General features: G+C 73.4%; 15 protein-coding genes. 4 read left to right on the forward strand and 11 right to left on the reverse strand.

Annotation, left to right across the window (positions count from 1 at the left end):
• Nucleotides 1-35: 35 nt before the first annotated feature.
• Entirely contained in the window at nucleotides 36-4,598 is a 4,563-nt protein-coding gene (locus tag ABD287_RS03280) for an ATP-dependent helicase (protein ID WP_344167956.1), read from the forward strand.
• A gap of 15 nt (nucleotides 4,599-4,613) precedes the next feature.
• On the forward strand, nucleotides 4,614-5,747 hold the full coding sequence (locus tag ABD287_RS03285) for an NAD-dependent epimerase/dehydratase family protein (RefSeq protein WP_344167959.1): 1,134 nt from the start codon (nucleotides 4,614-4,616) through the stop codon (nucleotides 5,745-5,747).
• Between the two features lie 13 nt (nucleotides 5,748-5,760).
• Here ABD287_RS03285 and ABD287_RS03290 read toward each other — a convergent pair whose 3' ends face one another.
• Together ABD287_RS03290 and ABD287_RS03295 are read right to left on the reverse strand one after the other, a co-directional pair.
• Complete coding sequence (locus ABD287_RS03290; RefSeq protein ID WP_344167962.1) at nucleotides 5,761-7,362, reverse strand: ABC transporter permease; 1,602 nt, start codon at nucleotides 7,360-7,362, stop codon at nucleotides 5,761-5,763.
• Complete coding sequence (locus tag ABD287_RS03295; RefSeq protein ID WP_344167965.1) at nucleotides 7,359-8,285, reverse strand: ABC transporter ATP-binding protein; 927 nt, start codon at nucleotides 8,283-8,285, stop codon at nucleotides 7,359-7,361. The genes ABD287_RS03290 and ABD287_RS03295 overlap by 4 nt, the downstream gene beginning before the upstream one ends.
• A 71-nt stretch (nucleotides 8,286-8,356) precedes the next feature.
• Between ABD287_RS03295 and ABD287_RS03300 the strand changes: the two genes are divergently transcribed.
• Nucleotides 8,357-9,145: a DNA-formamidopyrimidine glycosylase family protein gene (locus tag ABD287_RS03300; RefSeq protein ID WP_344167968.1), complete on the forward strand. Its 789-nt coding sequence runs from the start codon at nucleotides 8,357-8,359 to the stop codon at nucleotides 9,143-9,145.
• A 49-nt stretch (nucleotides 9,146-9,194) separates the two neighbouring features.
• Here the strand turns inward: ABD287_RS03300 and ABD287_RS03305 are convergent, their stop codons facing one another.
• Both ABD287_RS03305 and ABD287_RS03310 read right to left on the reverse strand, forming a co-directional pair.
• Entirely contained in the window at nucleotides 9,195-9,602 is a 408-nt protein-coding gene (locus ABD287_RS03305; RefSeq protein WP_344167971.1) for a helix-turn-helix domain-containing protein, read from the reverse strand.
• Nucleotides 9,603-9,618: 16 nt separating this feature from the next.
• The gene (locus tag ABD287_RS03310) at nucleotides 9,619-10,440 is read right to left on the reverse strand and encodes a TetR/AcrR family transcriptional regulator (RefSeq protein WP_425565492.1); all 822 of its coding nucleotides are present in this window, start codon (nucleotides 10,438-10,440) and stop codon (nucleotides 9,619-9,621) included.
• A gap of 91 nt (nucleotides 10,441-10,531) precedes the next feature.
• On the opposite strand from ABD287_RS03310, the gene ABD287_RS03315 reads away from it, so the two are divergent.
• Complete coding sequence (locus ABD287_RS03315; RefSeq protein ID WP_344167977.1) at nucleotides 10,532-10,915, forward strand: VOC family protein; 384 nt, start codon at nucleotides 10,532-10,534, stop codon at nucleotides 10,913-10,915.
• A gap of 47 nt (nucleotides 10,916-10,962) precedes the next feature.
• Here ABD287_RS03315 and ABD287_RS03320 read toward each other — a convergent pair whose 3' ends face one another.
• From ABD287_RS03320 to dapA, 7 genes are all read right to left on the reverse strand, one after another.
• Nucleotides 10,963-11,439: a CinA family protein gene (locus tag ABD287_RS03320; protein WP_344167980.1), complete on the reverse strand. Its 477-nt coding sequence runs from the start codon at nucleotides 11,437-11,439 to the stop codon at nucleotides 10,963-10,965.
• Nucleotides 11,440-11,446: 7 nt separating this feature from the next.
• Nucleotides 11,447-12,040: a CDP-diacylglycerol--glycerol-3-phosphate 3-phosphatidyltransferase gene (gene pgsA / locus ABD287_RS03325; RefSeq protein WP_344167983.1), complete on the reverse strand. Its 594-nt coding sequence runs from the start codon at nucleotides 12,038-12,040 to the stop codon at nucleotides 11,447-11,449.
• Complete coding sequence (rimO, locus tag ABD287_RS03330; protein WP_425565493.1) at nucleotides 12,037-13,542, reverse strand: 30S ribosomal protein S12 methylthiotransferase RimO; 1,506 nt, start codon at nucleotides 13,540-13,542, stop codon at nucleotides 12,037-12,039. Before rimO ends, pgsA begins: the two co-directional genes overlap by 4 nt.
• Before the next feature lie 54 nt (nucleotides 13,543-13,596).
• On the reverse strand, nucleotides 13,597-16,089 hold the full coding sequence (locus tag ABD287_RS03335) for an FtsK/SpoIIIE family DNA translocase (RefSeq protein ID WP_344167989.1): 2,493 nt from the start codon (nucleotides 16,087-16,089) through the stop codon (nucleotides 13,597-13,599).
• A gap of 81 nt (nucleotides 16,090-16,170) precedes the next feature.
• A complete protein-coding gene (locus tag ABD287_RS03340) occupies nucleotides 16,171-16,986 on the reverse strand; it encodes an SGNH/GDSL hydrolase family protein (RefSeq protein ID WP_344167992.1) in 816 nt (271 codons plus the stop codon).
• A gap of 135 nt (nucleotides 16,987-17,121) precedes the next feature.
• A complete protein-coding gene (locus tag ABD287_RS03345) occupies nucleotides 17,122-18,810 on the reverse strand; it encodes a ribonuclease J (RefSeq protein ID WP_344167995.1) in 1,689 nt (562 codons plus the stop codon).
• Nucleotides 18,807-19,754 carry a 4-hydroxy-tetrahydrodipicolinate synthase gene (gene dapA, locus ABD287_RS03350; protein WP_344167998.1) on the reverse strand — a complete coding sequence of 316 codons (948 nt, stop codon included), beginning with the start codon at nucleotides 19,752-19,754 and terminating at the stop codon, nucleotides 18,807-18,809. Before dapA ends, ABD287_RS03345 begins: the two co-directional genes overlap by 4 nt.
• Nucleotides 19,755-19,766: the final 12 nt, after the last annotated feature.

Here is a 19,766-nt window from a genome sequence, read left to right on the forward strand (position 1 = left end):
GGACGTCTGTCCCACCGGGCCGGCAGGATGGGGGCATGACCGTCAACAGCGACCCGCTGACCAGGTTCGGGCCGGCCACCCGGGCCTGGTTCGGCGACGCCTTCGCTGCCCCCACCGACGCCCAGGCCGCCGCCTGGCAGGCCGTCAGCGGCGGCGAGAACGCCCTGGTTGTCGCGCCGACCGGCTCCGGAAAGACCCTCGCCGCGTTCCTGTGGTCGCTCGACCGGCTGGCCGCAACCCCGCCGCCGGAGGACCGGCTGCGCCGTTGCCGGGTGCTCTACGTGAGCCCGCTCAAAGCTCTGGCGTTCGACGTCGAACGGAACCTGCGCGCCCCGCTGGCCGGGATCGGCCAGGCCGCAGCCAGGCTCGGCACGACCCTGCCGGACATCACGGTCGGCATGCGCACCGGCGACACCCCCGCCGATGAACGCCGCGCCTTCGCGCGCACCCCGCCGGACATCCTCATCACCACGCCCGAGTCGCTGTTCCTGCTGCTCACCTCAGCCGCCCGCGAGTCACTGCGGGGCGTGGAGACGGTCATCGTCGACGAGGTCCACGCGGTGGCCGCCACCAAACGCGGCGCGCACCTGGCCGTGTCACTCGAGCGCCTCGACGCGCTGCTCCCCCGCCCAGCCCAGCGGATCGGGCTGTCGGCCACCGTCCGACCGGTCGACGAGGTCGCCGGGTTCCTCGGCGGCGCCCGGCCGGTGACGGTCGTCGCGCCGCCGACGGCCAAGACGATCGCGCTGACCGTCGAGGTGCCCGTCTCCGACATGACCGCCCTGGACGAACAGACCGGCGACGACCCCGACGCGCCACGGCAGACGTCGATCTGGCCGGCGGTCGAGGAACGGGTCCTCGACCTCGTCGAGGCGCACCAGTCCACGATCGTCTTCGCGAACTCGCGACGCGGCGCCGAACGCCTCTGCGCCCGCCTCAACGAGCTGGCGGCTGAACGCCGACAGGACCTGACGCCCGACGCGCCGCCCCCGGACAGCGGCCCGGTCCGGATGCCCGCCGAGATCATGGCCCAGTCGGGGGTGGCCGATGGCGCGGCGCCGGTGGTCGCCCGGGCGCACCACGGCAGCGTCTCCCGGGAGGAGCGCCGGCACATCGAGGAGGCGCTCAAGGCCGGGCGGCTGCCGGCGGTCGTCGCCACGTCCAGTCTGGAGCTGGGCATCGACATGGGGGCGGTGGACCTGGTCATCCAGATCGCGGCGCCGCCGAGCGTCGCCGCCGGTCTCCAACGCGTCGGGCGGGCCGGACACCAGGTCGGGGCGGTGTCGCGCGGCGTCGTCTTCCCCAAGCACCGAGGCGATCTGCTCTCCTGCGCGGTGGTGGCGCAGCGGATGGCCGACGGCGCGCTCGAATCGACGCGCTGCCCCCGCAACCCGCTGGACGTGCTCGCCCAGCAGATCATCGCCATGGTGGCCCTGGACGAGTGGCCGGTCGGCGAGTTGGCGGCGTTGGTGCGCCGGGCCGCCCCGTACACGGAGCTGCCCGACTCGGCCCTGCACGCCGTCCTGGACATGCTCTCGGGCCGCTACCCGTCCACCGCCTTCGCCGAGCTGCGTCCGCGGCTGGTGTGGGATCGGGCCGCCGACACCCTCACCGGACGGCCCGGGGCGCAACGACTGGCCGTGACCAGCGGCGGCACCATCCCCGACCGGGGCCTGTTCGGGGTCTTCCTCGTCGGCGCCGAACGCGGCGGACGGGTCGGCGAGCTGGACGAGGAGATGGTCTACGAGTCCCGGGTGGGCGATGTGTTCCTGCTCGGGGCCTCGTCGTGGCGGATCGAGGACATCACCCCGGACCGGGTGCTGGTCTCCCCCGCTCCCGGAGCGCCCGCCCGGATGCCGTTCTGGAAGGGCGACAGCATCGGCCGACCGGTCGAGCTGGGTCGGGCCATCGGCGGACGACTGAGCGCGCTGGCCAAACAGGACGACCCGTCCGCTTCGGCCGCGCTGCGCTCCGGCGGCCTGGACCAGTGGGCCGCCGACAACCTGGTGGCGTACCTGCGCGAGCAGCGGGAAGCCACCCGGCAGACCCCGGACGACCGGACGGTGCTGGTGGAGCGCTTCCGCGACGAGCTGGGCGACTGGCGGATGGCCGTCCACTGTGTGCTCGGCGCCAGGGTGAACGGGCCATGGGCGCTGGCGATCGGCGCCCGGCTGCGCGAGCGTTACGGTGTCGACGCCCAGGTGATGCCCTCCGACGACGGCATCGTCATCCGGCTGCCGGACACCACCGACGAGCCGCCGGGCGCCGATCTGGTGGTCTTCGACGCTGACGAGATCGAAACGATCGTTCGTGAGACGGTCGGGGCGTCGGCCCTGTTCGCGTCCCGGTTCCGGGAGTGCGCTGCGCGTTCGCTGCTGCTGCCCCGACGCGACCCGCGACGCCGGCAACCGCTGTGGCAGCAGCGGCAACGCGCCTCGCAGCTGTTGGAGGTGGCGCGCGAGCACGCCGACTTCCCGGTGACCCTGGAAGCCGCCCGGGAATGCCTACAGGATGTGTTCGACCTACCGGCGTTGGCGCAGCTCATGCGGGACGTGGCCGGGCGCCGGGCGCGGCTGGTGGAGGTGGAGACGCCGAAGCCGTCGCCGTTCGCCCGGTCGCTGCTGTTCGGGTACGTGGGGGCGTTCCTGTATGAGGGGGACGCGCCGCTGGCCGAGCGGCGGGCGGCGGCATTGGCGCTGGACGCCACCCTGCTGGGCGAGCTGCTGGGCCGGGTGGACCTGCGCGAGCTGCTCGACCCGCAGGTCATCGCCGCCGCCGAGGCCGAGCTGCGGTGGGCCACGCCGGCCCGCCGGCCCCGGGACGCCGAGGATGTGGCGGAGCTGCTGCGGGTGCTGGGTGATCTGTCCGAGGCGGAGCTGACCGACCGGGGCGCGGACCCGGCGTGGGCCGCCGATCTGGCGGCGCTCCGGCGAGCAGTGCGGGTCCGGATCGCCGGACAGGAGCGGTGGCTGGCGATCGAGGACGCCGCCCGGGTGCGCGACGCGCTCGGGGTGGCCTTGCCGATGGGCCTGCCGGAGGCGCACCTGACGCCGGTGACGGACCCGCTCGGTGATCTCATCGGCCGCTACGCGCGCACGCACGGGCCGTTCACGGCGGCGGACTGCGCGGCCCGGTTCGGGCTGGGCGTGGCGGTGGTGGAGCAGACGCTGCGGCGTCTTGGCGGCCGTGGGCAGGTGGTGTCGGGCGAGTTCACCCCGGTGGAGACCGGCGCGCAGTGGTGCGACGCCGAGGTGCTGCGAATGCTGCGTCGGCGCAGCCTGGCCGCGCTGCGTAAGGAGATCGAGCCAGTGCCGCCGGCGGCGTTGGCGCGGTTCCTGCCCCGGTGGCAGCAGATCGGCGGGAACGCCCGCGGGGTGGCGGCGGTCGCGGCGGCGGTCGAGCAGTTGCAGGGGGTGGCGTTGCCGGCGTCGGCGTGGGAACGGCTGGTGCTGCCGGCCCGGGTGGCCGACTACTCGCCGGCGATGCTCGACGAGCTGTGCGCCAGCGGCGAGCTGGTGTGGGCCGGCTCAGGGGCCCTGGGCGGCGCGGACGGCTGGGTGACGTTGAGCTACACCGACGCCGCCGACCTGCTGCTGCCGCCGGTCGGGGAGTCGTTGGCGCTGACCCCGCTGCATGAGACGGTGCTCGCGACCCTGGACGACGGGCAGGCGCTGTTCTTCCGCGACCTGGCGACGCGGGTCGGGACGGCGGCGGACCCGCCGCCCGACGACGCGACGTTGACCGCCGTCGTCTGGGATCTGGTGTGGTCGGGGCGCCTCACCAACGACACCTTGGCGCCGCTGCGGGCGCTGGTGGCCGGCGGCGGCGCGCACCGGTCTCGTCCGGCCCCGGCGCGGACCCGCTACCAGCGGCCCGGACGCCCGAGGCTGCCCGCGCGCGGCGGACCGCCGAGCGCCGCCGGCCGGTGGTCCCGGCTGCCGGACCGCGACCTGGATCCGACCCGTCGGGCCGCCGCGCACGCCGATGCGCTGCTGGAACGGTACGGGGTGCTCACCCGCGGCACGGTCGCCGCTGAGGGCGCGCCGGGCGGGTTCGCCGCCGTCTACCCGGTGCTCGCGGCGTTGGAGGAGCGCGGCGCGGCCCGCCGCGGGTACTTTGTCGAGGGGCTCGGCGCGGCGCAGTTCGCGCTGCCCGGGGCCGTCGACCGGCTCCGCGCGGGCGGCGAGCGGACGCGGGCGGGCGGCGAGCGACCGCGTGGCGCGGCGCTGGTCCTCGCCGCGACTGACCCGGCGAACCCGTACGGCGCGGCGATCGGCTGGCCGGAGCGGGCCGAGTCCGCCGATGGCAGCCGCGGCCACCTGCCCGGACGCAAGGCCGGCGCGCTCGTGGTGACAGTGGACGGCGAGCTGGCGCTCTATGTGGAACGCGGCGGCCGGACTCTGTTGTCGTACTCCGACGATCCGGTGACGCTCGCCGCCGCGGGGGCGGCGCTGGCGGGCGCGGTGCGGTCCGGGGCGTTGGGGGCAATGTCGGTGGAGCGCGCCGACGGCGCGTCAGTGCACGCCGGGCCGCTGGCCGAGGCGCTGACCGCCGCCGGTTTCCGGGTCACCCCACGGGGCCTCCGCCTCCGCGGCTGACCCGGACGCACCCGTATGAGCTCACTGGCGCCGCTGCGACCCGGCCAGCGGCTGATCGCCGAGCGGGGACGGGCCGCCGGGCCGGGGGCATCCGCCCACAGCGAAACCCGGCGGCGCCGGTCAGCGCCGTTCCGCTGGCTGTGGTCGGATCCAACGATGCGGATTCTGGTTCTCGGTGGGACGGCGTGGCTCGGTCGGGAAGTCTCCCGTCAGGCGGTGCAACGGGGGCATGGGGTGACCTGCCTGGCACGCGGCGAGGCGGGCGGGGTGGCCGAGGGCGCCCGGCTGGTCGTCGCCGACCGCGCCGAACGCGGCGCGTACGAGGAGGTCGCGGGCGACGGCTGGGACGCGGTGATCGAGGTCTCGTGGCAACCCCGGTTCGTCCGGGAGGCGTTGAGGGCGTTGGCTGACCGGGCCGGTCACTGGACCTACGTGTCGTCCGGCAACGCGTACGCCGCTCAGGACACCCCGGGCGCTGACGAGTCGGCGCCGCTGCTGGCGCCGACCGAGGCTGACCGGGTCACCCGCGAGGAGTACGGCCCGGCCAAGGTGGCGTGCGAGCAGGCGTGCCAGTCGGCGCTCGGCGACCGCCTGCTGGTCGCCCGCAGTGGGCTGATCGCCGGGCCCGGCGACCCCTCTGACCGGGCTGGCGCGTGGGTGGCCCGTGCGGCGCGCGACCCGCACGGCCCGATGCTGGTCCCGGGGCCGTCGGGGCAGCCCACCCAGGCGGTGGACGTACGGGACCTGGCAGCCTGGCTGGTCGACTGCGCCACCAGCCGCGTCATCGGAGTCTTCAACGCCTACGGACCGGTCCTGTCGCTCGGCGAGTGGATCGAGCTGTCACGCCGGATCGGAGGGCACGACGGTCCGGTCATCGAGGCCGACCCGCGATGGTTGGTGGACCAGGGTGTCACCCAGTACATGGGACCGGAGTCGCTGACGATGTGGATCGTTGACCCGGAGTGGGCGGGCTGGCAGGCCCGCGACACCACCGCCGCGGTGGCGGCGGGACTGCGGCACCGACGGCGGGAGCAGATGTTGGCCGACATCCTCGTCTGGGAGCGCCAGCTGGGACTGGACCGTGACCGCAAGGCCGGCTTGTCCCCCCAGCGGGAGGCGCAGTTGCTCAGGCTGCTGGCCGAGCGCTGAAACGGGTGGCGGGTCAGCTGAGGTCGCGGCGCCGGAAGCCGACCACGCCGAGCGCCGCCAGGAGCGTCGCGGCCAGGGCCAACCACAGCAGCGGAACGGCAGCGAACTCCCCGCCGGGGAGCCGCGGCACGTGCGCGAACGGGGACAGGTCGAGCACCAGCCGCGGCAGTTCGAGAACCGGCCCGACCTGGCCGAGCACAACGACCGCCACGAGCGTCCCCCAGCCGGTGGCGGCGGCGTGACGGGGCAACCAGCCGACGATAGCGGCAGCGGCGCCGATGAGGACCGCCACGGCTGGGAGGTGGGCGAGCGCGGCGCCGAGCACGCGGCCGATGTCGGCGGCTCGTCCGGTGTTGTTGGCGTGGGCCAGCCCGGCGGCCAGGCCGGCGGCGGCAAGCAGGGCGGTGACGCCGAGGAGCGTGACGACCAGATATGCGCCGATCCACCGTGGTCGGGTGACGGTGGTGGCGAGCGCCAGCTCGGCCCGCCCGTCGGTCTCGTCCGAACGGGCGCGGAGCACAGTCTGCATCCCGTAGATGGCGGTGACGGTGGCGAGGATGGACAGCTCGGCGGCGATGAACGCGTCGGTGAGGCTGCTCGTGCCGCCGAGCAGCCGGATCATCTCCCGGGCGATGGGGCTGTCGAGCAGGCCGTCGAGGTTGGAGGCGATGTTGCCGAAGACGAGTCCGAGCACGGTGAAGCCCACCAACCAGCCGATGAGCAGGCCGCGTTGGAGGCGGAACGTCAGCGCCAGTGGGCCGCGGAGTCGGGGCGCGGCGTTGGGCGGGCCGGGCCGGTCGGCGATGAGACCGGCGCCGAGGTCCCGGCGGCGGGCCAGCGTGAACGCGACGGCGGTGGTGGCAGCCGCGAACAGCAGCGGTAGCGACAGCGTCGCCCAGCGGTCGCCGGCGAAGGGCCGGGCCTGCTGGCCCCAGGCGACCGGGGAGAGCCAGCTCACCCAGTGGCCGTCGGCGGTGGCGGTGTCTCCGATGGCGCGCAGCAGGTAGGCGCCGCCCAGCGTGGCGGCGGCCAGCGCGGTGGCGGCGCGGGCCGACCGGGCCAGTTGCGCGGCGACGGCGGCCACGGAGGCGAAGGCGATGCCGGTGGTGGCCCAACCGGCGCCGAACACGGCCGATCCGACGGCGGGCAGGCCGGCGGCGGCGAGGCCCAGCGCGGCGGCGCCGCCGATGGCGACGCTGGCGCTGACGCCGATGACGAGGGCGGCGGTTAGCGGGGCGTAGGGGCCGACGACGGTGGCACGAAGCAGCTCGGTTCGCCCCGCCTCCTCGTCGGCACGGGAATGACGGACCACTGTGGTGATCACCAGGATCGCCACCAGCGACGCCCCGAACGCCACCATTTTGATCATGGAGACCGCACCCAAGGACGCCGGGTCGTAGATCCGCCCGTACAGAGCGACCAACGACGGCGTGTTGTTGACAGCCGCCGAGGCGATCACGCGGCTCGCCACGTCCGGATAGAGGCTGACGGTCGCCTTGGCGGAGAACGCCACGATGGCGGCGAACACCAGCGTCCACACCGGCAACCGGAGCCGATCCCGCCGCGCGGCCAGCCGGACGAGCGGGCCGAGGCCCCGCCAGGCGTCGACGGTCATGGCGCGTCCGTGCGGTAATGGCGCAGGAACAGCTCCTCCAACGTCGGCGGCTGGGACGTCAACGCCGACACCCCGGCGGCGGCGAGCGCCCGCAGCGCCGGATCCAGCGCGGCCGCCTCGACCTGGAAGGTGACCCGGTCGCCCGCCACGACCAGGTCGTGGACGCCGTCGAGCCCGGTCAGGCCGTCGGGCGCCTGGGCGACCCGGGCGGTCACCGTCACCCGGCGTAGGTGTCGCAGGTCGTCGAGGCTGCCTGACTCGACAGTGCGTCCGGACCGGATGATGGTGACCCGGTCGCACAGCGCCTCGACCTCGGTCAGCACGTGGCTGGAGAGCAGCACCGTCCGCCCGGCCAGACGCTCCGCGCGGATGAGTTGCCGGAACTGCTCCTCCATCAGCGGGTCCAGGCCGGCGGTGGGCTCGTCGAGCAGCAGCAGCTCCACCGGGGACGCGAGCGCCGCGATGAGCGCCACCTTCTGCCGGTTCCCCTTGGAGTAGCTGCGGCAGCGTTTGGTCGGGTCGAGGTCGAAGCGGGCGACGAGGTCGTCGCGGCGGGCACGGTCGAGGCCACCGCGAAGCCGGCCGAGCAGGTCGATGACTTCGCCGCCGGTCAGCTCCGGCCACAGTGACACCTCGCCGGGCACATAGGCGAGCCGGCGGTGCAGGCTCGGGGCGTCCCGCCACGGGTCGCCGCCGAGCAGGCGGGCTGCGCCGGAGTCGGCGCGCAGCAGGCCCAGCAGGACCCGCATGGCGGTGGTCTTGCCGGCGCCGTTGGGCCCGAGGAAGCCGTGGACCTCCCCGACCCGGACGGTGAGGTCGAATCCGTCGAGCGCCCGGGTTCTGCCGAACGTCTTGACCAGTCCGGTGATCTGCACCGCGGCGTCGGTGGGCGCTGCCGGGTTGTCGCGCGCTGCCAAGCCCATGTGGCGCAGCCTAGCGACCGGGCGGCGGAGGGCCAGGGCCTTTGGACCCGGGACGCCCGTAGGGTGGTTGGATGCCCGAAGGCGACACTGTGTTCCGCGCTGCCAGGGCCCTGTCGGACGCCCTGGCCGGTCAGGTGCTGACCGGCGCTGATCTGCGGGTGCCGTCGCTGGCCACGGTCGACCTGACCGGCTGGACGGTGACCGGGGTAGTCAGCCGGGGCAAGCGGCTGCTGCTACGGCTGCGGGCCGACGATGGTCGCACGGTGACCCTGCACAGTCACCTGCGGATGGACGGTCGCTGGCGGGTGTTCGCCGAGGGCGAGCGTTGGGGTGGCGGGCCGGCGCATCTTATCCGGGCGGTCCTGCGCGCCCCCGGGGTATGCGCGGTCGGTTACCACCTGCACGATCTGGCATTGGCGCCGACGGCGCGGGAGGCGGAGCTGGTGGGGGCGTTGGGTCCGGACCTGCTCGGCGACGACTGGGACGCCGCGGAGGCGACCCGGCGGCTCGTCGCCGCCGGGTTGACGCCGGCCTGGGCAGCGCTGTTGGATCAGCGGCGGTTGGCCGGCATCGGGAACGTCTACCAGGCTGAGCTGCTCTTCCTGCGTGGCGTCTGGCCGTGGACACCGATCGGCGACGTGCCCGACCCCGCTGGCCTGGTGGCGCTGGCCCACACACTGCTGCGGGCGAACGCGGGCCGGGCGACACGTAGCACCACCGGATCACTGCGCCGGGGCGAGACCACCTATGTGTACGGGCGGGCTGGCCGGCCGTGCCGTCGTTGCGGCGTCACGATCCGCCGCGACGACGAGGGCGAACGCGTCTGCTACTGGTGCCCGCATTGCCAACCTGCGCCGTAGCTCGGCACGGCGGCCGTGGCGCGCATTCGGCCCAGCTGGCAGCTGTGGCTCAGGCTGCGTGGGCGACCTGTGGCTGACGGGAGCGGGAGACCCTGGCCGGACGCATGCCCGGCGTCAACGGGGGCTCACGGCGTACCGACGCGGTGGCCTCGGCCTTGGCCGGCGGCGGGCCCGCGGCGATCGCCCCGTCGCCGCCGACGGGCACGAGCAGCCCCTGCATCTGCTCCGCGACGCGGACTGTGTCGCTGACCTCGCCGAGCACCTCGGAGAGCCGGGCGCCGAGCGCCTCGCAGATCGCGGACAGCAGCTCGCTGGACGCTTCCTTCTGGCCACGCTCGATCTCGGACAGGTAACCGAGGCTGACGTTCGCCGCGGTGGACACTTCGCGCAGCGTCCGGTGCTGCCCTTGCCGGCGGGAGCGCAGCGCGTCGCCGATCACTCGTCGCAGCAGGACCATCGCACCTCCTCGGGCTTCAGGTAACCGTACCGCTTCCGGCCGGGCGCGACACCATCCCCGCCGGGTCCGCGATCGGCGGTTCGGTGTCGATGAGCGCGCTGAGCCCGTCCAGCACCCGCGCGAGCCCGAACCGGTAGGCGTGATCCGAGTCGTGGGCGGCCCCGTGGGCGGCGCCGGCCGCGGCCCCGACCCTGGTCGCCAGCGGGTAGGCGGACGGGTCCAGGACCTGGGCGAGCAGCGGGCCGGCGGCGTCCCACCACTGTTGGTCGTCGAGGCCGGTGTCGGCCCGCAGGGCGACCGCCTCGGCGTTGGCCCGGGCGCTGGCCTGGACGAACGTGAGCAGGTGGGTGAGGCAGTCGTCCATGGCGACGTCGGTGAGCCCGAGGCCCTCCAGTGCGGACAGCTCGTGATCGTACTTGGCGATGGCCCCGGGTCCGAGGGTCGGTCGTGCAGTGGATACGGCGGCGGCCCAGGGGTGGGCGGCGAACAGCGCGCGGTTGTCGTCGGCGACGGCGGTGAGCCGTCGCCGCCAGGGCGCTCCGGCGGTCTCGGTCCGGGGCATGCGGGCGTACGCGGCGTCGAGCATGAGATCGATCAGCTCGGCTTTGCCTGGCACGTAGGTGTAGAGCGTCATCGGGGCGGCGCCGAGCGCCTGGGCGACCGCCCGCATGGTGAGCGCGCCGAGGCCGTGGCGGTCAGCCAGCTCGGTGGCGGCGGCGATGACGGCATCGACGCTGAGGCCGCGCCGCGGGCCGCGCGGCGACTGCGCTGCGCGGTCGCGCCAGAGCAGGGCCAGGGTTCGGGCCGGGTCGCCGGCGCCAGTGCGTTCGTTCGCCACGACAGCATTGTCGCGCATGCCGCACGCAGTGGCAGTCGTACGATGTACGACGTACCATGTACGAGATACCTGTCCGACTCGAAGGAGCCGCATGAAGATCACATCAGCCGCCGTCGCGCTCACCGTCGACGATGTCCCCGCGTCCAGCGCCTTCCTCATCCGCCATTTCGGCTTCCGGGAGGAGATGGCCGCCGACGGCTTCGCCTCGCTGACCCGCGACGACGCCGGCATGAACGTCGCCTACCTGCGGCGCGGGCTGCCCACCCTGCCCGTCGATCAACGGGACACCCACGCCGCCGGGGTGATCGTGGCATTCGTCGTCGATGACCTCGAAGGCGAGCTGGCCCGGCTTCAGGCCGAAGGCGTGGCCATCACCATGCCGTTGACGGTCGAGGGCTGGGGGGAGCGGTCGTTCCAGGTCCAGGACCCCAACGGGGTCATCGTCCAACTCGTCGACTGGAAAGGCGCCAGCTGACAGCGACGCCGGACCGGGCCCGGTAGCGCGTCGCGGCGGGCAGCGGGTCAGGCCGCGCGCGCCGCGTCGATGAGCAGGGCCAGCGCCGCCTCGACGGCTGACGAGCGGATCTCCGCGCGACCGCCGTCGAGGTGGCGCTCCCGGACCACGGCGCCCCGGGGGCCAGCCACCGCCACATAGACCAGGCCCACCGGCGCGTCGCCCTGCGGCCGCGGTCCGGCGACGCCGGTGGTCGCCACGCCCCAGTCCGCCGCGCAGCGGGCGCGCACGCCCCGCGCGAGAGCCAGCGCCACGTCCGGGTCCACCGGACCACGCTCAGCCAGCAGTGGCGCCGGCACACCGGCCAGGGACGCCTTGAGATCGGTGGCATAGACGACGACCCCGCCCCGGAACACGGCGCTGACCCCGGGCACCGCCACCAGTGCGGCGCTGAGCAGGCCGCCGGTGAGGGACTCGGCCACGGCGACTGTCTCGCCGCGCCCGCCCAGCAGCGCGGCGGCGATCGCCGCGCGGCCGTCGGTCACCGCGCGGTCACCGCGCCGGGGCCATGCGCCGTAGACGCCAGGCCCGGACGACGTAGTCGGCGCCGGTGACGACCGTGGCGACGACCGCCGCGCCCATGAGCCACGGCCCGACCGCCGCCAGCGCCGACGGCATCGGCCACAGGTACCAGGCGATCGCCGCGAACTGGAGCATCGTCTTGACCTTGCCGCCACGACTGGCCGCGATGACGCCGTGCCGGATCACCCAGAACCGCAGCGCCGTCACGCCCCACTCACGGACCAGGATCGTCAGCGTCACCCACCAGGGGAGTTGGTCGTAGACCGACAGCAGCACCAGCGCGGCGCCGGTGAGGGCCTTGTCGGCGATCGGGTCGGCGACCTTGCCGAACGAGGTCACCAGGCCGTAACGACGGGCGATCCAACCGTCGGCGGCGTCGGTGGCCGAGGCCACCCCGAAGGTAAGGCAGGCCGCCACCCGCCAACCCGGCGAGACCATCTCCGAGATGGCTACGAACAGCATGAACACCGGGACGAGCAGCAGCCGCAGCGCGGTGAGCGCGTTGGCCGGATTCAGCAACGGCGGCACTCGGCCGGACGACGCCAGCTCTGTGCCCCCGGTCACGGTCGGACCGCCGCGTCGATCATCTCGACGGGGACGGCGACGAGGTCGACGCCCTCGGTGGCGGTGACCCGGGCCCGGACGAGATCCCCGGGACGCAGCGCCGCCAGCTCCACCCGGCCAGGCGCCCCCGCGCCGCTGGCCACCAGCGTCGTCGCCCCGTCTACCTCGGGCGCCTGGTGGGCGGCCCGACCCTCCACCCCCATGGCCGCGTCCGCGTCGGCGTCGACGGCGTCGACGAGGACCTCGACGAGCGAGCCGATCCGGTCCTCGGCCCGCTGGGCGCACAGCTCCTCGCTCAGCGACAGCAGCCGGTCGTAGCGGCGGCGGACCGTGGCCGCCGGGACCTTGGCGTCCAACGTCGCGGCTTCGGTGCCGTCCTCGTCGCTGTAGTCGAAGACGCCGATGGCGTCCAGCCGGGCGGCGGTGAGGAAGCGGGTCAGCTCGGCCACGTCGGCGCGGGTCTCGCCGGGGAAACCGACGATGAAGTTGCTCCGCGCCCCGGCGTCCGGCGCCAGCTCACGGGCGGAGGCGAGCAGTTCCAGGAAGCGATCGGTGGAGCCGAAGCGCCGCATCCGGCGCAGCACCGGCTCGGCGGAGTGCTGGAACGACAGATCGAAGTACGGGGCGACGCCGGGCGTGGTGGCGATGACCTCGACCAGGCCGGGACGGGTCTCGGCCGGCTGAAGGTAACTGGCCCGCACCCGCACGATGCCGGCGGTGGCCGCCAGCTGCGGCAGCAGCTTCTCCAGCGCGCGCGGGTCGCCCAGGTCCTTGCCGTACGAGGTGGAGTTCTCGCTGACCAGCACCAGCTCCCGGACGCCGGTGGAGGCCAGCCATTGGGCCTCGGCCAGCAGCTCGTCCGGGGTCCGGGACACGAACGCCCCGCGGAAGGCGGGAATCGCGCAGAAGGAACAGCGACGGTCGCAGCCGCTGGCCAGCTTCAACGAGGCGACTGGGCCGCCGACGAGTCGATGCCGCAGCACCGGGCGCAGGTGGGCGGGGGTGGCATCGTCGACGATCGTGCGGGCGCCGTGGCCGGGAACAGAAACAGCCTGGTCGCGGCGGGCCACCGGGGTGATCGGCAGCAGCTCGCGCCGGTCCCGGGGGACGTGCGCGGTCAGCTCCTCGCCGGCCAACACCGCGCCGAGTCGGGCGGAGATGTCCGGGTAGTCATCGAAGCTGAGCACCGCGGACGCCTCGGGGAGGCTGTCGGCGAGCTGCCGACCGTACCGCTCGGCCATGCAGCCGGCAGCGACGACCCGGGCCCCGCCGTCGGCGGCGGCGAGCAGGGTGTCGATCGAGTCCTGCTTCGCCTTCTCCACGAAACCGCAGGTGTTGACGACGACGACGTCGGCGCCGTCGGCTTCCTGGCTGAGCTGCCACCCGTCGGCGTGCAGGCGGGCGGCCAGCTCCTCGGAGTCCACCTCGTTGCGGGCGCAGCCCAGGGTCAGCAGCGCGACCCGGCGGCCGGCCGGCGCGGAGGAGGCAGTGGAGTCAGACACCACACGAGGGTACCGGCAGCCTCAGCCACCCTTCACGCCCCGGGCGGGGCCCGGTCAGGCGCCGACTTGGAGGGCGGCAAGGGTTTCGTCCAGTTCATCCGGCTTGATGAGCACGTCGCGGGCTTTGGAGCCCTCAGACGGTCCGACGATGCCGCGCGACTCCATGAGGTCCATCAACCGGCCGGCCTTGGCGAAACCGACCCGCAGCTTGCGCTGGAGCATTGAGGTGGAGCCGAACTGCGACGTCACCACCAGCTCGATCGCCTGGACGAGCAGGGCCAGGTCGTCGCCGATCTCCTCGTCGACCTTCTGCTTCGGATCGACGACGGCCGTGGTGACGTCCGGCCGGAACTCGGGCTCCCGCTGATCCCTGCAGTGCCTGACGATCGCCGCGATCTCCTTCTCGGAGACCCAGGCGCCCTGGATACGCTGCGGCTTCGAGGCGCCCATCGGCAGGAACAGGCCGTCGCCACGCCCGATGAGCTTCTCCGCGCCCGGCTGGTCGAGGATGACCCGCGAGTCCGACAGCGACGACGTGGCAAAGGCCAGCCGCGACGGCACGTTCGCCTTGATAAGGCCGGTGACGACGTCGACCGACGGCCGCTGGGTAGCCAGCACCAGGTGGATGCCGGCCGCCCGGGCCAGCTGGGTGATCCGGACGACGGCGTCCTCGACGTCACGTGGGGCGACCATCATGAGGTCAGCCAACTCGTCGACGACGACCAGCAGATACGGGTACGGGCGGATCTCCCGCTCGCTGCCCGGCGGGGCCGTCACCTCGCCGGCCAGGACCTTGCGGTTGTAGTCGTCGATGTGCCGGACGCCGGCCGCGGCCAGGTCGTCGTAGCGCATGTCCATCTCGCGGACCACCCAGTCGAGGGCGTCCGCGGCCTTCTTGGGGTTCGTGACGATGGGCGTCACCAGGTGCGGGATGCCCTCGTAGCCGGTCATCTCGACGCGCTTGGGGTCGATGAGCAGCAGCCGCACCTGATCCGGGGTGGACCGGGCCAGGACCGAGACCAGCAGGGAGTTCAGGCAGGAGGACTTGCCCGCGCCGGTCGCGCCGGCGATGAGGATGTGCGGCATCTTGGCCAGATTCGCCACGACGTAACCGCCCTCGATGTCCTTGCCGACCGCCACCACCATCGGGTGCCGCTCGGCGCGGGCCTCGGCCGAACGCAGCACGTCGCCGAGCGCGACATCCTCGCGGTCCACATTCGGAATCTCCACGCCGACTGCGCTCTTGCCCGGGATCGGGCTCAGGATCCGCACGTCCGGGGACTTCACCGCGTAGGCGATGTTGCGCGACAGCGCGGTGATCCGCTCCACCTTCACGCCGAGGCCCAGCTCGACCTCGTACCGGGTGACGGTGGGGCCGCGGGTGAAGCCGGTGACGGCGGCGTCCACGTCGAACTGCTCGAAGACGCTGCGGAGCGCGACGATCACCTCGTCGTTGGCTTTGCTGCGGGTCTTGGCCGGCGGACCGGTGACCAGCAGTCCCGGCGGCGGCAGCCGGTAGTCGCCGACGACCGCGTGGATCGACAGCTGCTCGGCCTCGGCCGGCGGGGCCGAGTGGGGCGGCGGCGGCTGGCGGGCGACGGCGGTCTTCGGGGGCTTCGCCATCCGGGGAACGACGACGGTGTCGTGCAGCACCTCGGCCTCGTCGGTCGGCGAGTCATCCATGGCGGCCGCCTGCCGGCGGCGGGGCGAGGACCTGCGGCGGCGGGCCGGAACGTCGTCGTCATCGTCGTCGAGGTCGTCGTCGGGGTCGACCGGCGGGCCGAGGAAATCACGCAACCCGGCGATGCGCTGCGGGATGCGGTTGATCGGCGTCGCGGTGACCACGAGCAGGCCGAACAGCAGCAGCAGGACCAGCAGCGGCACCGCCACCCAGGCGGTCACCAGACGTTCCAGCGCTCCCCCGAGCGCCCGGCCGATCAGGCCGCCGGCGGCGTCCATCTGGGTGAGATCCTGCGGGTCGCGGCCCAGGTGCAGCAGCGCGGCCGTCGAGGCGACCAGCGACAACCACCCGATCGGCCCGCGGCCCCGGGGTTCCTGCTCGGCGGGGGCGCGCAGCAGGCGGGCGGCGCCGTACAGCAGCAGCAGCGGGACAGCGACCGCGATCTCCCCGATGAACAGCCGGACCCCGTCGTTGACGACCTGCCCGACCGGCCCGGCCAGCGAGAACCAGATCGCCATGCCGGTGAGGATGGCCAGGCCCAGCACGAACAGGCCGGCGCCGTCGCGGCGGTGTTCGGGGGCCAGGCCGGGGCCGGTGTCGTCGTCGGAGGCGCGGCCACCGCGGGCCAACCAGCCGACGCCGTGCGCGGCGCCCATCCACAGCCCGCCGACAGCGCGGCCCATGCCGGCGGCGACACCGCCGCCGGCTGAACGTCGGGCCCGGGACGGGGTGCGTGTCCGACCCTTGCCCCGGGCGGCGTTGGCGCGCGTCGTCGCGGACGTTTTCGCCGTGCCGGCGGCGCGCGTCGCCGTCCCGCGCGCCGCGGGCGTGCGGCGACGGCTCGGTTGAGAGGTACGGCCCGCCATCCGCCTACCGTAACGGGGCCGGTAAACCGTGCTCGACACGCCGCGCCGAATGCGTGTCCGCGGTCGCCGGTCCGCCGGCCGTCAGCCGGCCGCGGCGCTGAGCGCCGGCAGGTATCCGCTGATCTGGCCCGTTCGGTCCGGATGATAGGACTCGTGCGGAATGCCACGGATCAATCCCTTGATCCAGGATGGGGCGCCGCACAGGCCGTGGCCGACGAACCGGGGGCGGACATCGACGAACGCCGCTCCCGCGGCCTCGGCCCGGGCCTTGGTGACCGCCGCCAACGCGTCGGCGGCGCCGTTGAGCCGGCGACGCTTCGTCGCGCTGACAGCGGAGGCGCAGGCCATGTTCAGCTCGTACAGACGCGGATAGCCGAGGACGACCAGCCGGGCGCCCGGGGCGCGACGCCGGAGGTCCCGGTAGACGGCGTCCAACCGGGCCGGCAGCGCGTTCTCGATCTTGCCGGTGGCGGTGTTGACGGCGTTGGCGCACTTCGACTCGCCGCTGGCCACGCATGCGGCGATCACCTGGCCGAAGCCGACGTCGTTGCCGCCGATCGAAACGGTGACCAGCGTCGCGTTGACGGGCACGCCGGGCGCCTGGTCCCGCAGCAGCGTGGCGGTGTCCGCCCCGGAGCAGGCCAGGTAGGTGGCGACGGCGCCGGCGTGCGCGGCGACCCACTGGCGGGGGTAGGCGTGCCGGCTGCGCCGGCAAGACCCGGACGCGGCGTCGTAGTCACCGGCGCCGACGCCCGCCGAGTAGGAGTCACCGAGCGATACGTACCGCGTCGGGGACGCGGCGGCGAAAGCTGAGGCTGGGGCGACCACGGCCGTCGTGGCAGCGACAAGGAGAAACGACAGGAGGGAGATGACACGACGTGACGCCCGAACATCCATCGGGGCCTCCGGGGCTATCGGTCCCCGCAGGGCGGGTCAACATATTGTGACCCGCGCCACACTGGACGCACAAGACCGGATGACCGCAGATCGCGACCCGTGGGCAGGGCGTTCACGCCCCGCCCACCGGCCGGATCACACCTCGACGACGTTCGGGACGATCATCGGCCGGCGGCGGTAGGCCTCGTTCACCCAACGGCCGACCGTCCGGCGCACGATCTGCTGCAACTGGTGCGGGTCGGTGATGCCGTCCTGGGCTGCCCGGTTCAGCGCCTCGGTGATGAGCGGCAGCACCGGATCAAACGCCGACGGGTCCTCCGAGAAGCCCTTCGTGGACAGCGTCGGACCGCCAACCACCTTGCCGTTGACCGAATCCACCACGACGGTGGTGGCGATGAAACCGCCATCGCCGAGGATCCTGCGCTCGGTGAGCAGAGACTCGCTGACGTCCCCGACCGCCAGCCCGTCGACGTAGACGTACCGACTGCGCACGCGGCCGACGAGCCGAGCGTGGCCGTCCACGAGGTCGACGACGTCGCCGTCCTCACACAGCACGATCCGGTCCGGGTCCAGACCGGACTCGATCCCGAGCCGGGCATGGGCCCGCAGGTGGCGCCACTCGCCGTGCACCGGCATGAGATTGCTCGGGCGGACGATGTTGAGCAGGTACAGCAGCTCCCCCGCCGGGGCGTGACCCGACACATGCACCTTCGCGACGTCCTTGTGGATCACCGTCGCGCCGGCCCGGGAGAGCTGGTTGATCACCCGGTACACGGCCGTCTCGTTGCCCGGGACCAACGAGCTGGCCAGCACGATCGTGTCGCCGGACTCGATCGTCACGTGGCGGTGGTCCCCGGTGGCCATCCGTCCCAGGGCGCTCATCGGCTCGCCCTGCGAGCCGGTCGACATGAGAACCATCTGCTCCGGCGGCAACGTCATCAACTCGTCCATGCCGACGACCAGGCCCTTGGGGATACGCAACAGTCCCAGATCACGGGCAATACCCATGTTGCGGACCATCGACCGACCGATGAGCGCCACTTTGCGCCCGTGCAGCTGCGCGGCGTCGAAGACCTGCTGGACGCGGTGCACGTGCGAGGCGAACGACGCCACGATGATCCGACCGCTGGCCTTGGCGAAAGTGCGCTCCAGCACCGGCCCGATCTCGCGTTCGGGGGTCACGAAGCCCGGAACCTCGGCGTTCGTGGAGTCCGACAGGAGCAGGTCGACGCCCTCGGCGCCGAGCCGGGCGAACCCGTTGAGGTCGGTGAGCCGGCCGTCCAGGGGCAACTGGTCCATCTTGAAGTCGCCGGTGTGCAGCACCAGGCCGGCCGTGGTGCGGATCGCCACCGCGAGCGCGTCCGGAATGGAGTGGTTCACCGCGAAGAACTCGCAGGAGAACGGCCCGAGGCTCTCCGTCTGGCCCTCGGTCACCGTCAGCGTGTACGGCTGGATCCGCCGCTCGGCCAGCTTCGCCTCGACCAGCGCCAGCGTGAACTGCGAACCCACCAGCGGGATGTCGGGCTTGTGGGCGAGCAGATACGGCACCGCGCCGATGTGGTCCTCGTGCCCGTGGGTGAGCACGATGGCCTGCACGTCGGCCAGCCGGTCCAGGATCGGGGCGAAGTCCGGCAGGATGAGGTCGACGCCGGGCTGGTCGACGTCGGGGAACAGCACGCCGCAGTCGACGATGAGAAGCTTGCCGGCGTGCTCGAAGACGGTCATGTTGCGGCCGATGGCGCCCAGGCCACCGAGCGGGGTGATCCGCAGGCCGCCGTCGGGCAGCGGGGGCGGCGGGCTCAGCTCAGGGTGGGCGACGATCATGCAGCTGCCTCCGGCAGGTCGATTCCGGCAGCGGCGCAGTCGTCGCGCAGCTGGTCGTACTCTGCCGCCGTGGCATCCACCAGCGGCGACCGCACCGGGCCGGCGGCCAGACCCAGAGCGTTCATGGCCGCCTTGACCAGGATCGGGCCCTGGGTGCGGAAGATGCCGGTGTGCAGCGGCAGCAGCCGCTGGTGCAGGTCGGTGGCCTCGGCCACCCGACCGGCCAGGAACGCCTCGATGAGCTGCTTGGTCGGCCGCCCACACAGGTGCGTCGAAGTGCCCACGACGCCGACGCAGCCGATCGCCAGCCCCGGCAGGGTCATGACATCGTCGCCGGAGTACATCGCCAGGTCGCTGCGGCGCAGCACCCAGGAAGTGGCGGCGAGATCGCCCTTGGCGTCCTTGACCGCGACGATCCGCTCATGCTCAGCCAACCGGACCAGGGTCTCGGTGGCGATCGGAACGACCGACCGGTGCGGGATGTCGTACAGCATCACCGGCAGCTCGGCGGCGTCGGCGACCGCGGTGAAGTGGCGCAGCAGGCCGCTCTGCGGCGGCTTGTTGTAGTACGGGGTCACCACCAGCAACCCATGCGCGCCGGCCTTCGCGGCGTCGCGCGCGAGCCGGATCGTGGACGTGGTGTCGTTGGTGCCGACCCCGGCGAGCACCCGCGCGCGGTCGCCGACGGCGTCCACGACCGCCCGGAGCAGATCGGACTTCTCCGCGTCGGAGGTCGTCGGGGACTCGCCGGTCGTGCCGTTGATGACGAGGCTGTCGTTGCCCTGCACGTCGACCAGGAACGTGGCCAGCCGGGCAGCAGCCTCCGCGTCCAGCGAGCCATCCGGGCGGAACGGGGTGACCATCGCGGTGATGAGGCGGCCGAACGGCGGCGCCTGCGGCTGCGACGACAGGACGGTCGGCGGCTCCGTATTCGGTTGCGTCATGGTTGACAACCT

The sequence above is a fragment of the Pilimelia columellifera subsp. columellifera genome, from assembly GCF_039532605.1.
GTDB classification, from domain to species: domain Bacteria; phylum Actinomycetota; class Actinomycetes; order Mycobacteriales; family Micromonosporaceae; genus Pilimelia; species Pilimelia columellifera.